This is a genomic window from Maribacter flavus, assembly GCF_008386635.1.
GTDB lineage: Bacteria > Bacteroidota > Bacteroidia > Flavobacteriales > Flavobacteriaceae > Maribacter > Maribacter flavus.
The window spans coordinates 1,839,328-1,851,066 of the sequence record NZ_VUOE01000001.1 but is presented as its reverse complement, the minus strand read 5'-3'; the positions used below and the strand labels follow the sequence as shown (position 1 = coordinate 1,851,066).

Below are 11,739 nucleotides of genomic sequence, written 5' to 3'. Positions count from 1 at the left end.
TATTATTTTAAATCTTACAACTGGAGTTTTAGTATCTATAGATAATAACTCTATTTGGTATCTTTGCAACTTAAATGACTTTTCGCTTTAATACGAATATCTTCATGAAAAAATATTTTATCCGAATCTTAAGTTGCTTCTTGCTTTTTATCTCATGCAAAGAAGAAAAAAAGGAAACGTCACCCTCCCAAATGGAACAAGTTATGGCAATTCATGACGAGGTTATGCCCAAAATGGGCCAATTAGGTAAACTGGTGGGTCAGTTAAAACCCATGGCGGATTCCTTAGGAACAGACTCTCCCCAGGCCAAAGCGATGCGCGATTTACAGGATGCCAACAAATCCATGATGGATTGGATGCAAGGTTTTGGAGACAGGTTCGAGCCCGAAGAAATCATGGATGGCAAGGAACTGAGCGAGGAAAAAAAGCAATGGTTGAAAGAGGAGGAAGAGAAGGTCAAGGAAGTGAAGGAAAAAATAAATTCCAGTATTGCCAATGCCGAAGCGCTTTTGGGCAACAATTAATCGACATTCTTCCACCAAACTCCACCATTGGAAGTAGGTTCCGCCAAATAAATGAATTCACCAATTTTAGGTGTAACAATCGGTAGATTTAATTCCTTTGCCTTATCGCTTACCCGTATGACAGGGTCGGTCCAAGGATGCATGGCCAATTTAAAGGCGCCCCAATGAATGGGCATGATTACCTTGGCCTTCACATCTACTCCTGCCTGGGCGGTTTCCTCAGGCATCATGTGGATTTCATGCCATAGTTTGTTATACTGTCCGCATTCCAACATGGCAAAGTCAAAAGGGCCATACTTCTCTCCAATTTCGGTAAAGTGGCCTCCATAACCGCTGTCGCCGCTAAAAAATACATTGGCACCATCGTTCTTGATTACCCACCCACTCCACAAGGTCTTGCCCCTATCCGAAAGGCCACGGCCAGAAAAGTGTTGCGCCGGAACGCATTTTATGGAAAAGCCTTCAAAGGAAGTTACGTCCCACCAATCCATTTCCTTGATCCTATCTTCGGCTACACCCCATTCCACCAAATGTGCCCCTACCCCCAAGGGTGTAAAGAACATCTGTACCTTATCCTTCAATTTTAAGATAGATCCGTAATCCAGGTGGTCATAATGGTCATGGGACAAAACCACAAAATCAATTTGCGGCAGTTGTTCAATGGCTATGGGAAGTTCTTCGCTAAATCTTTTGCCTCCTAAAAGAGGATGGGGGGCAGGAACCGGTCCCAACATGGGGTCTATCAAAATATTCCTTCCATAGGACTGATATAAAAAAGTGGAATGCCCAAACCACACCATCCTTGCAGGTCCTTTATAATTGGCCAGTTCCAAAGCGTCCAATGCGTTAATAGGAACGGCTCCCTTTGGCCTTGTATTTATTTGCGGGCCAAAAAAGCCTTTCAATCCCTTTACATAATCGCTAAATCCCATGGACATGGTAACACCGCCCAAGTTCTCAAAAACACCGTCCTTGTAGTGTTCCGATTTTGAAAATTGTTCCTTTTGCGAATCCGAAATGGTACCACCAAACTCCGGACTCAAATTTATGAAAAGTGCCCCCAAGACAACAAGTACAATGATGATGGAAAAAATAGCAATGAACATTCGTTTCAGTATCCGCTTTAGTGTTCGCATTTAAAATGGCAACTGATTCAGATCTACATTACCGCCGGAGATAATAATGCCTACTTTTTTGTTTTGATAGTCCGACGGAATTTCTTGGCAATCCCTAATTAGGGCCGCCAATGTAACTGCACTTGAAGGTTCAACGATGATTTTCATTCGCTCCCAAACCAGGCGCATGGCCAGAACTATTTCCTCCTCCTTAACCCGAACGATTTTTGAAACATTTTCCTTGATTATCGGGAAGTTGATATCTCCCAAGGTGGTTCGTAAACCATCGGCGATGGTATTGACCGTCTCATTTCCCTCAATCTTTCCAGAAATCAAGGAACGGTAGGCATCATCGGCCTCAAAGGGCTCGCCACCTACAACCTTACAATCCTTTCCGAAATATTTGGCGGACAAGGAGGAACCGGCAATGAGGCCTCCCCCGCCTACTGGACAGAAAATAAAGTTCAAATCGGGTTGCTCAGCAAGCAATTCCAGAGCAGCGGTTCCCTGTCCGATGATTACGTTCAGATCATTGGAAGGATGTAAAAACACCGCACCTGTTTCGGCAGCGATTTTATCGGCCATGGCCTGCCTGGCCTCAACGGTAGGTTCACATTCGTAGATTTGTCCACCATAGGCAACAACTCCTTCCTTTTTAACTTTAGGTGCCGTAGTGGGCATCACAATATGTGCAGGAACCCCCAAACTCCTGGAGGCCAAGGAAACGGCCTGCGCAAAATTTCCTGAAGAATGGGTAACCACACCGTTTCTACGTTGAGCATCGCCCAGATTCAAAATGGCATTGGTGGCGCCCCTTATTTTGTAGGCCCCCGCCCTTTGAAAATTTTCACATTTGAAAAACACCTTACATCCCAAACGTTCATTGATCAAGGTCGATTTAAGCACAGGGGTATTATGTATGAAAGGAGCGATTCTTTTGTGGCAATCCGTTAGTATAGTCTTGTTCATCCCTTTATTGAATTACTTCCATTCCAAGGTTTCTATGATCCTTCGAATATCGTTCTGCAGATAAGCGGCCGCGGGCAATATGGAATCATAATTGGGCTTTACGTAAAAATAGACGGAACCCGTCAAAAAATGTTCCGTACTATCGGTCACAAAGAATTGTGATTGGGAGGCAGCGTTCCCCTGCACTTCAAACAAGGCCCCATAAACTTGTTTATCCGGGTTTACATAGGGCTGCTCAACAATATTGTCGGCCTTTACGGCATGCTCGTAACTAAGTCGCTTGGCGTCTACGATCAGTTTTTCCAGATTGCCATCTATCTTTTTATAACTTAAGAAAATAGCGCCCTTCATCTCTGGGTATTCCAAGGAAAATGCGGTTTCCGAATCCAGATTGGGCGTTGCCAATTCGTTGTAATCGAACCTGAAATTTTCGGTTTCCAAGGGTGAAGAGGCTCCTTGCGGATATTCCAAGCGCATTTGGGCCTTTGGCTTGGGAATGGGTTGGTCATTACACGAGCCTAAAAGAACAATAAAGACAAAAAGGAGAACAGAAATCTTACATCTCATGGGGCAATGTCACTTTTATTTGTTTCAACCTCTTTTTATCAAAACTCTCCACGACAAATTTATAATCCTGAAAAACGACTTCCTCGCCTCTTTTTGGAAAACTTCCGGCCATTTCCAGTACAAAACCGGCGATGGTTTCGGACTCACCTTTGTTTTCTTCAAAAATATCCTCGTCAGACAATTTTATGACCCTGTAGAAATCCTTCAAGGTGGTTTTCCCCTCAAAGACATAATTGTAATCGTCCAATTTGGAGAAGACCAGGTCCTCATCATCAAACTCATCGCTAATATCCCCCACTATTTCCTCTATGATATCCTCCAAGGTCACAATGCCCGAAGTACCTCCATATTCGTCCACTACCACGGCCAGATGGCTCTTTTTCGCCTGAAAATCGGCCAAAAGGTCATCCAATTTTTTGTTCTCTGGTACAAAATAAGGTTCTCGTATCAAGGTCATCCAATTAAAGGACTTCCGGTCAAGATAGGGTAACAAATCCTTAACATACAATACCCCTAGGACATTATCTATATTTTCCGAGTAAACGGGAATCCTGGAATAGCCGTTCTTTTTAATTTCCTCCAAAACTTCGGGAAACTTCATTTGATCGTTCAAGGCAAAAATGTCTATCCTGGGTCTCATGACCTGTTTGGTATCGGTATTTCCAAAAGTTACGATACCTTGTAAAATCTTTTGCTCCTCCTTGGTGGTATCACCCTCTGAGGTAAGTTCCAATGCCTGGGATAGGTGATCTACACCAAAACTGGATTTCTCCTTTCCCAGCTTATTGTATAAAAAAATTGTTCCGGAGCGCATGGGAAGGCTTAACGGGGAAAAAATAAAATCCAAGACACGCAGGGGATAGGCCATGAAGTTGGAGAAGCTCAATCGATTTCTATTTGCATAAACTTTTGGCAGTATCTCCCCAAACATTAGAATCATAAATGTGGCTACCACCACCTCCAGCAGAAACCTCAGCGAGACGATATTGAAAAGCACCGCGTTTATTTCGGAAAAAAGGGTATCGCCTATCAAATTGAAGATCAAGACCACCCCAATATTGATAGCGTTGTTGGCAATAAGGATCGTGGCCAATAATTTCTTGGGACGTTCCAATAACCGAATAAGAATAGTGCTTTTTTCCGTTTTCTGGTCCTTTATTTCGTTTATTTCGGTAACCGAAAGTCCGAACATGGCCACTTCTGCCCCAGATATAAGCGCGGAACAAATCAGCAGTATGACCAACATGGCAATATTAAGCGCAAAGGCACTATCCATCACCAGAAAATGCAAGGCCAGCGGTAAAGGGTCTGGGTCCACTTACTATAAATTAATTTCCAAATTAAAATGGTAAATCATCTTCATCGTCCTGACTTAATGGTGCGGGAGATTTGGGCAGTGTCCTGTCGTCGTGCCCTTCCTGTTGCGGCTGGGAGGACTGTCCGGAACTATTCGCCATACTTTCCTGTTTTGTTGTCAAAAAGGTAAAGTCCTGCACATGGACTTCCGTCGTGTATCTGGTATTACCATCTTCCCCCTGCCATTGGCGGTTCTTTAAACGTCCTTCAACATAGACTTTATCCCCTTTGCTCAAGTACTTTTCGCAAACTTCGGCGGCCTTGTTCCGTACTACGATATTGTGCCAATCCGTATTGGTGACGCGCTCGCCCGTCTGCTTATTGGTATAGGTCTCGTTGGTGGCCAAAGGAAAACGCCCAATGCATCCTCCGCCCTCAAAATAGTGCATCTTCACTTCGTCTCCCAAATGCCCGATCAGCATTACCTTATTTAATGTACCACTCATATTTTTTCACCTTTATATGTATGCAAACTGCCTGAAATTAAAGGTCTCCCTTTGGAATAATCAGGTAGTTAGACTTGCTGATTCCCATACTACGGAAATCCATAGTTCAAAAGTACTAAAATTTAAATGTTTTCATGAATTCCGCTATCAATACGGGAACCGGATAATTTTCAAGATTGGATACGGGTATGGTATTGGTCCGATAAAAGGGTCCTTCCAATATCCAAAACCTGGTATGCAAATGCTGGTGTGAAAGCTTGTGGACGATGGAATCCGAATTAAAAAGGCTGATTTCAGGCGGTCTTTTGAACTTTAGTACCTCGGAATGCCGAATTTCAATGTCCTCCAAACCGATTTCCCGTTCCGTTTCCAATAAGGGAAATTCCCAGAGATTTTGCCAAATGCCCTTTCCTTTACGCTGTCTCAATTGAGTGAGGGTCTCATCGCTTTTCCTATGCTCCAAGGGTACCAAATAGTTAAAGAAGCGCTTTTTGATTTTCGTCTTTCCAAGTTTGACGGGCAAATCCTTTACGGTGCCCATTTCCAAGGCCACACAACCATCGGCCAGCGGACAGGAAGAACAATTGGGGCTTTGGGGCGTGCATTGGACCGCACCAAATTCCATGATGCCCTGGTTGTAATCCCTAATATTGGTGGGATGCAAGACCTCAAGGGCCAACTTTTTAAAGGATTTAATCCCTTCCGTACTATTGATCGGTATATTCACACCAAAATATCTTGACAATACCCTATAAACGTTTCCATCGACGACCGCCTGCCGTTCGTTATAACAAATGGAGGAAATGGCGCTCGCCGTATAGTCCCCAACGCCCTTTAGCTTTAGCAAACCGGCATAGGTTTTGGGGAAGGTCCCATTGAATTCCCCAACGACCATTTTTGCGGCTGCGTGCAGATTTCGGGCCCTTGAATAATAGCCCAGTCCTTGCCAAAGTTTAAGGACCTTTTCCTCATTGGCTATGGCCAAATGTTCAACCTTGGGAAAGGCTTCGATAAACCTATGGTAATACGGTATGCCCTGGGCAACACGGGTCTGTTGCAAAATGATTTCCGACAACCAAATTTTATAAGGGTCCAAGGTGTCGCGCCAGGGCAAATCGCGCTTGTTTTCAAGGTACCATGTCAAAATTTTATCGGAAAAAGACATTCGCAAAAATACTAAGCGGCAAAAGTATCAGTTTAAATACTTAAAATTAGATTATTAGAAAGAAAGATTGAATTTAATTTATATATTTGCAACCCGAAAAAAATACAGAAAATCTAATATTGTAAGATGACGAAAGCGGAAATTGTATCGAAGATCTCAGATAAACTGGGAATTGAAAAAGGAGATGTACAAGCGACAGTTGAATCCTTTATGGAAGAAGTAAAATCTTCTTTGGAGAGTGGAGATAACGTGTACCTAAGAGGTTTTGGAAGTTTTATCATCAAGACCAGGGCAGAGAAGACCGGAAGGAACATCTCTAAGAATACAACCATCAAAATCCCCGCCCACAACATTCCTGCATTTAAGCCGGCAAAGGTTTTTGTAGAAGGTGTAAAAAGCAACGTACAAGTAAAATAATAATCTAAAAGAAGAACTTTATGCCGAGCGGTAAGAAAAGAAAAAGACATAAGGTAGCTACCCACAAGCGTAAGAAGCGCAGAAGAGCTAACCGACACAAGAAAAAGTAGTTTTAGAAACTACTTTTTCGCTTTAATACCTACGTTCCTTGACATAGAGATTCCAAAGCGAGTCTCGGCAGATTTTATAAATCTGTTTCCAGCATTGTTTAATCCATCTATCCTATTTTCTTTGGGATAGATACAAATACATTCAGGTGAATAGAGAATTAATCGTAAGATCTAGTTCCAATGCCGTTGATTTTGCCTTGCTAAAAGACGGAAAACTCACTGAGCTCCACAAGGAGGAAGACAATAACAATTTTTCGGTCGGGGATATATTCCTGGCCAAAATTCGTAAGCCCGTTACGGGCCTAAATGCCGCATTTGTTAATGTTGGCTACGAAAAAGACGCGTTCCTACATTACCATGATCTGGGACCACAACTGTCTTCCATGTTGAAGTTCGTTAAACAAGTGAGTACGGGAAAGCTAAAGGATTATTCCTTAAAAAACTTTCCCTTCGAAAAAGATATTGACAAAGATGGCGTCATTACCGATGCCATAAAGGCCAATCAATCCCTTTTAGTTCAAATTGTAAAAGAACCCATTTCCACCAAAGGACCCAGAATAAGTTCAGAGCTTTCCATAGCAGGACGTTATTTGGTCATGGTGCCCTTTTCAGATCGTGTCTCCGTATCGCAGAAAATTGCGAGCAAGGAGGAAAAAGACAGGTTGAAAAGGCTTGTAAAAAGTATAAAGCCAAAAGGCTTTGGGGTAATCATCAGAACGGTCGCAGAAGGCAAAAAAGTTGCGGAACTGGACAAAGACCTAGCAAATTTGCTGAACAAATGGTCAGCAATGTGCAAAAAATTATACAAGGCGCAGACGCCTTCAAAAGTATTAGTGGAGCTCAATAGGGCTTCCTCCATCCTTAGGGATGTCTTTAACGATAGCTTTACCGGAATTTATGTTGACGATTCCACATTATACGGAGAAATCAAGGACTATGTTGCCGAGATCGCCCCGGAAAAGGAATCCATAGTGAAACACTACAATACCAATGTCCCAATATTCGAAAAATTTGGAATAGACAGACAGATCAAGACTTCCTTTGGTCGTACCGCGACCATGAGCAAGGGTGCTTACCTTATCATTGAACATACCGAGGCGTTACATGTAATAGACGTCAATAGCGGGAACCGTTCCAACAAGGCCAAGAACCAAGAAGACACTGCGCTTGAGGTAAACCTGTTGGCCGCCTCAGAGATTGCAAGACAACTTCGCTTACGGGATATGGGCGGTATCATTGTAGTCGATTTTATCGATATGGTAAAATCCCAACATAGAAAGAAACTTTTTGACCATCTTAGGGATGAGATGAAGGACGACCGGGCAAAGCATAAGATTTTACCTCCCAGTAAATTTGGCCTCATACAGATTACAAGACAGCGTGTTAGGCCAGAAATGAACATTAAAACAACCGAAGAGAATCCAAACAAAAACGGACAGGAGATCGAAGCTCCCATCGTTTTGATAAACAAAATCAACGTGGATCTGGAGCGACTCTTAAAAGGACCTGCCAAGGACAATAACATAACCTTGAACATACATCCTTTCATTGCCGCTTACATCACAAAAGGATTCCCATCCATCCGTACCAAGTGGTTCTTGGAACACAAACGATGGATAAAAATTCAACCCAGGGATGCGTATACGTATCTCGAATACCGTTTTAAGAATAAGGACGGCAAAACAATATATTAAATAAGAAAAGCGACTTCCAAAAGGGGTCGCTTTTTTTGTTTGTACCAAGGATATTGGAATCTGATTGGAATACCTTGTCCGCCCCGGCAAAGACCCGTTTTTCTAAATAATTCTTAAAGTGTTTTAAGACATCCCAGCTTAACTTACCTTTAGGGCCTATTTTAAAGTAAACCCTTAATGACAAAAAACAATAGAAGACAACAACAGGCGAAAGTTATCCGTATTTTTAGAAAAATACATCGTACCACCGGAGCCCTTCTATTCTTTTTTTTTCTATTTATATCCATTACCGGCCTTCTTTTAGGCTGGAAAAAAAACAGCAACGGACTCATTCTGGCAAAAACGGAAAAAGGCACCTCAACGGAACTAATGGATTGGCTTCCTTTGGAAACTCTAAAACAAAATGCCCAGAAAATATTTAGGGATTCCATTTCCACCGAACTTTCTCCTGAAATTGATAGGATCGATGTACGCCCGGATAAGGGTATCCTAAAGTTCAAGTTTGTGGACAACTATTACGGAATCCAATTGGATGGTGCTACCGGAAACTTGTTAAAAATAGAAAGAAGGCGGTCAGACTTTATAGAACAAGTGCATGATGGTTCCATTTTGGACCGATACTTAGGAACATCGGACGGTCAAATCAAGCTTTTTTACACCACTGTAATGGGACTGGCACTGTTGGTATTTACCATAACGGGATTTTGGCTCTGGTACGGGCCCAAGAGAATGAAAAGAATAGCAAAGAATTCCTGATGCCCAAAGAATCATTCACCCTAGAGGAAGCTACCCGAAAATTGGAAGGATACTGCGCCTACCAAGAGCGATGCCATCAAGAGGTAGTCACGAAACTACAGGGCATGGGAATGATTCCTCTGGCCATTGATACCATTGTATCTCACTTGATCAAGGAAAACTATTTGAACGAAGAACGGTTCGCCAAGAGTTTTGCCAGGGGCAAGTTCAATATAAAAAAGTGGGGGAAAAAAAGAATCGTTGCGGAATTGAAGGTTCGGGACATTTCCAAATACAATATTCAATCTGCCCTAAATGAAATCGATGACAATCAGTATTTGAAAACTTTCGAAGCACTGGCCAAAAAAAGACTGGAACTAATCAAGGACAAGGACATACAGAAGAAAAAGAAAAAACTAGCCGATTACCTCCTTTATCGAGGTTGGGAACCCAATTTAGTTTATGATAAGGTCAATGAACTCATTTCCTGATACTTTTTTAACCTGTTTTTAAAAGATTGGTTCTGGAAATCGCTTTTTCGTTCTTTTGATCAATCCATTTCTGCCCTTTAATCTTCCGCATCAACACATCAAAATGTCGCATGACAAGGACATTGTAGAGCGCTTTCGCCAAATTTTTAGGATTTCGTGCGATGGCCCTTAAACTCATGGAAAAACCGGGGGTAATGTATTTCATGTAATGCCAATATCCTTCCGGCATATACAAAACCTCTCCATGCCTTAAGCTCGTCCTATAACCGTTTGCCTGTTTTAAGACCGGCCACCTGTCATAATCGGGGTTTGAAAAGTCGATACTCTCATGGGTTATCAAAGAGTGAGGAACTTTGTATAAATACCTGGTTTCCGATTGTGGAAAAAGGATACACTCCTTCTCCCCTTCAAAATGAAAGTGAAAAATATTGCCCAAGTCGATATCGTAATGCATGAAGGTATGTGAATCCGTGCCTCCAAAAAACAGCATGGGCAGCCCTTTCATGAGTTTGATGCCAAAATCCGGAAAGGAGAAATCCTTCTGTAATTCAGGTACCTCCTTTAAAATGTTCCAAAGAAATATCCGGTATTTTGTAGGCTTGGCCTTGAGCAAATCAATATATTTTGATAACTGCATCCTCGCATGGGGCTCATTAAAACCGTCCTTATGCTGTACGGGCCGATCGTCGTACAGCGGCACGAACTTGTCTCCCGCAATACCCTTGATATAGTCCAAATTCCATTTTTCAAATGCAGGCCAATTCTCAATAAACCGCTCTATGACCACAGGTTTTTGCGGCTTGAAATAATGGGTTAGAAAGTCCTCCTTGGTAATGGTTTCTACCCTTGGAATTTCAGTTAACTTCAACGTAATTTGGGTTTTAGTAAACTACCTCAGGGCAAGCCCACGAGGCATTCTTAGAAAACGAACTTTTAATTTCAAGGCAAGCCTCCGAGTATTAAATCCTTTGGCGGTGCCAATAAACCGCAAATTTAGGCAACACAAGCAAAATACGATATTAAAATTTTGATAATGTAGGACTAGTCCGTCATTTTCGCCTTTTGTTTTGCAGCTTCGTTTCGCTCTATTTTATGTCCGGGTCGGGACCATTTGGGCTTTTCGTTCAAGGGTTTAAATTGCGAATCAGACGCTTCCACGGTAGTAGGCTGGGAAATCTTTGTGAACGGTTTTTGTGGGTTAAGTCCCAAAAGCCTGAACATGTCCATATCCTCGTTTACATCTGGGTTTGGTGTAGTTAACAGTTTGTCCCCTGCAAATATGGAATTGGCACCTGCAAAAAAACACATGGCCTGGCCCTCCCTACTCATCTGTGTGCGACCGGCGGAAAGTCTAACCTGGGTTTCGGGCATTACGATTCTCGTGGTAGCGACCATACGTATCATGTCCCAAATTGCAATAGGTTCTATATCTTCCATGGGGGTTCCTTCCACAGCGACCAAGGCATTGATGGGAACCGACTCTGGTTGAGGGTTCAAAGAGGCCAACGCGACCAACATTCCGGCCCTGTCCTCCAATTTTTCCCCCATCCCAATGATACCTCCGCTACAAACGGTCACATTACTCTTGCGAACATTTTCTATAGTGTCCAAGCGGTCCTGAAAAGTACGGGTTGAAATTACGTCCTTGTAATAATCCTCAGACGTGTCCAAGTTATGATTATAGGCATACAATCCCGCTTCCGCCAATCGCTTGGCCTGATTTTCCGTAAGCATGCCCAAGGTACAGCACACCTCCATATCCAGTTTATTGATGGTCCTGACCATTTCAAGGACTTGGTCAAATTCCGGTCCGTCCTTTACATTTCGCCATGCAGCGCCCATACAGACCCTGGAGCTTCCAGAAGCCTTGGCCCGCAACGCTTGGGCCTTTACCTGGGATACGGACATCAAATCGTTGCCTTCTATATTGGTATGGTAGCGCGCGGCCTGGGGACAGTATCCGCAGTCCTCCGGGCAACCTCCCGTTTTTATGGAAAGTAAGGTGGAAACTTGGACCGTATTGGGGTCGTGGTGCATCCTATGTACCGTAGCCGCCTCATATAAAAGTTCCATTAGTGGTCTATTGTAAATGGCTAAAATTTCCTCCTTGGTCCAATCATGTCTTACTTCGCTCATAAAATCATAGTTAT

General features: G+C 42.9%; 13 protein-coding genes. 5 read left to right on the top strand and 8 right to left on the bottom strand.

From position 1 onward, the window contains the following. Nucleotides 1-104 precede the first annotated feature (104 nt). Nucleotides 105-524 carry a hypothetical protein gene (locus tag F0361_RS08055; RefSeq protein ID WP_154917957.1) on the top strand — a complete coding sequence of 140 codons (420 nt, stop codon included), beginning with the start codon at nucleotides 105-107 and terminating at the stop codon, nucleotides 522-524. On the opposite strand, the gene F0361_RS08050 is transcribed toward F0361_RS08055, so the two are convergent. The 6 genes from F0361_RS08050 to mutY all read right to left on the bottom strand — a co-directional run bounded on the left by F0361_RS08050 (nucleotide 521) and on the right by mutY (nucleotide 6,142). Continuing rightward, nucleotides 521-1,660: an MBL fold metallo-hydrolase gene (locus F0361_RS08050; RefSeq protein ID WP_246160838.1), complete on the bottom strand. Its 1,140-nt coding sequence runs from the start codon at nucleotides 1,658-1,660 to the stop codon at nucleotides 521-523. The genes F0361_RS08055 and F0361_RS08050 overlap by 4 nt on opposite strands. After that, complete coding sequence (locus F0361_RS08045) at nucleotides 1,661-2,608, bottom strand: pyridoxal-phosphate dependent enzyme (protein ID WP_154917956.1); 948 nt, start codon at nucleotides 2,606-2,608, stop codon at nucleotides 1,661-1,663. Nucleotides 2,609-2,620: 12 nt separating this feature from the next. Continuing rightward, nucleotides 2,621-3,175, bottom strand: a complete 555-nt coding sequence (gldD, locus tag F0361_RS08040; RefSeq protein ID WP_154917955.1) for a gliding motility lipoprotein GldD — start codon at nucleotides 3,173-3,175, stop codon at nucleotides 2,621-2,623. Then, nucleotides 3,165-4,493 carry a gliding motility-associated protein GldE gene (locus F0361_RS08035; RefSeq protein ID WP_154917954.1) on the bottom strand — a complete coding sequence of 443 codons (1,329 nt, stop codon included), beginning with the start codon at nucleotides 4,491-4,493 and terminating at the stop codon, nucleotides 3,165-3,167. Before F0361_RS08035 ends, gldD begins: the two co-directional genes overlap by 11 nt. Before the next feature lie 22 nt (nucleotides 4,494-4,515). Then, on the bottom strand, nucleotides 4,516-4,977 hold the full coding sequence (locus F0361_RS08030) for a single-stranded DNA-binding protein (protein WP_154917953.1): 462 nt from the start codon (nucleotides 4,975-4,977) through the stop codon (nucleotides 4,516-4,518). Nucleotides 4,978-5,092: 115 nt separating this feature from the next. Further along, on the bottom strand, nucleotides 5,093-6,142 hold the full coding sequence (gene mutY, locus F0361_RS08025; RefSeq protein WP_154917952.1) for an A/G-specific adenine glycosylase: 1,050 nt from the start codon (nucleotides 6,140-6,142) through the stop codon (nucleotides 5,093-5,095). Nucleotides 6,143-6,268: 126 nt separating this feature from the next. On the opposite strand from mutY, the gene F0361_RS08020 reads away from it, so the two are divergent. From F0361_RS08020 to F0361_RS08005, 4 genes are all read left to right on the top strand, one after another. Further along, a complete protein-coding gene (locus F0361_RS08020) occupies nucleotides 6,269-6,559 on the top strand; it encodes an HU family DNA-binding protein (RefSeq protein ID WP_038236075.1) in 291 nt (96 codons plus the stop codon). A 256-nt stretch (nucleotides 6,560-6,815) separates the two neighbouring features. Then, complete coding sequence (locus F0361_RS08015) at nucleotides 6,816-8,363, top strand: Rne/Rng family ribonuclease (RefSeq protein WP_138256901.1); 1,548 nt, start codon at nucleotides 6,816-6,818, stop codon at nucleotides 8,361-8,363. Between the two features lie 177 nt (nucleotides 8,364-8,540). Beyond that, a complete protein-coding gene (locus tag F0361_RS08010; protein WP_154917951.1) occupies nucleotides 8,541-9,119 on the top strand; it encodes a PepSY domain-containing protein in 579 nt (192 codons plus the stop codon). Next, a complete protein-coding gene (locus F0361_RS08005; RefSeq protein ID WP_154917950.1) occupies nucleotides 9,119-9,589 on the top strand; it encodes a regulatory protein RecX in 471 nt (156 codons plus the stop codon). Before F0361_RS08010 ends, F0361_RS08005 begins: the two co-directional genes overlap by 1 nt. Before the next feature lie 7 nt (nucleotides 9,590-9,596). On the opposite strand, the gene F0361_RS08000 is transcribed toward F0361_RS08005, so the two are convergent. Beyond that, nucleotides 9,597-10,457, bottom strand: coding sequence for a cupin-like domain-containing protein (locus F0361_RS08000; protein ID WP_394349867.1), 861 nt, complete (start codon nucleotides 10,455-10,457; stop codon nucleotides 9,597-9,599). Between the two features lie 173 nt (nucleotides 10,458-10,630). After that, nucleotides 10,631-11,725, bottom strand: a complete 1,095-nt coding sequence (bioB, locus tag F0361_RS07995; protein ID WP_154917948.1) for a biotin synthase BioB — start codon at nucleotides 11,723-11,725, stop codon at nucleotides 10,631-10,633. Between the last annotated feature and the right edge of the window lie 14 nt (nucleotides 11,726-11,739).

What these genes read in the sequence shown, in the direction of transcription:
- F0361_RS08055 (WP_154917957.1), top strand. Translation starts at nt 105, where the DNA reads ATGAAAAAATATTTTATCCGAATCTTAAGTTGCTTCTTGCTTTTTATC.
- F0361_RS08050 (WP_246160838.1), bottom strand. Translation starts at nt 1,660, where the DNA reads ATGCGAACACTAAAGCGGATACTGAAACGAATGTTCATTGCTATTTTT.
- F0361_RS08045 (WP_154917956.1), bottom strand. Translation starts at nt 2,608, where the DNA reads ATGAACAAGACTATACTAACGGATTGCCACAAAAGAATCGCTCCTTTC.
- gldD (WP_154917955.1), bottom strand. Translation starts at nt 3,175, where the DNA reads ATGAGATGTAAGATTTCTGTTCTCCTTTTTGTCTTTATTGTTCTTTTA.
- F0361_RS08030 (WP_154917953.1), bottom strand. Translation starts at nt 4,977, where the DNA reads ATGAGTGGTACATTAAATAAGGTAATGCTGATCGGGCATTTGGGAGAC.
- mutY (WP_154917952.1), bottom strand. Translation starts at nt 6,142, where the DNA reads ATGTCTTTTTCCGATAAAATTTTGACATGGTACCTTGAAAACAAGCGC.
- F0361_RS08020 (WP_038236075.1), top strand. Translation starts at nt 6,269, where the DNA reads ATGACGAAAGCGGAAATTGTATCGAAGATCTCAGATAAACTGGGAATT.
- F0361_RS08010 (WP_154917951.1), top strand. Translation starts at nt 8,541, where the DNA reads ATGACAAAAAACAATAGAAGACAACAACAGGCGAAAGTTATCCGTATT.
- F0361_RS08005 (WP_154917950.1), top strand. Translation starts at nt 9,119, where the DNA reads ATGCCCAAAGAATCATTCACCCTAGAGGAAGCTACCCGAAAATTGGAA.
- bioB (WP_154917948.1), bottom strand. Translation starts at nt 11,725, where the DNA reads ATGAGCGAAGTAAGACATGATTGGACCAAGGAGGAAATTTTAGCCATT.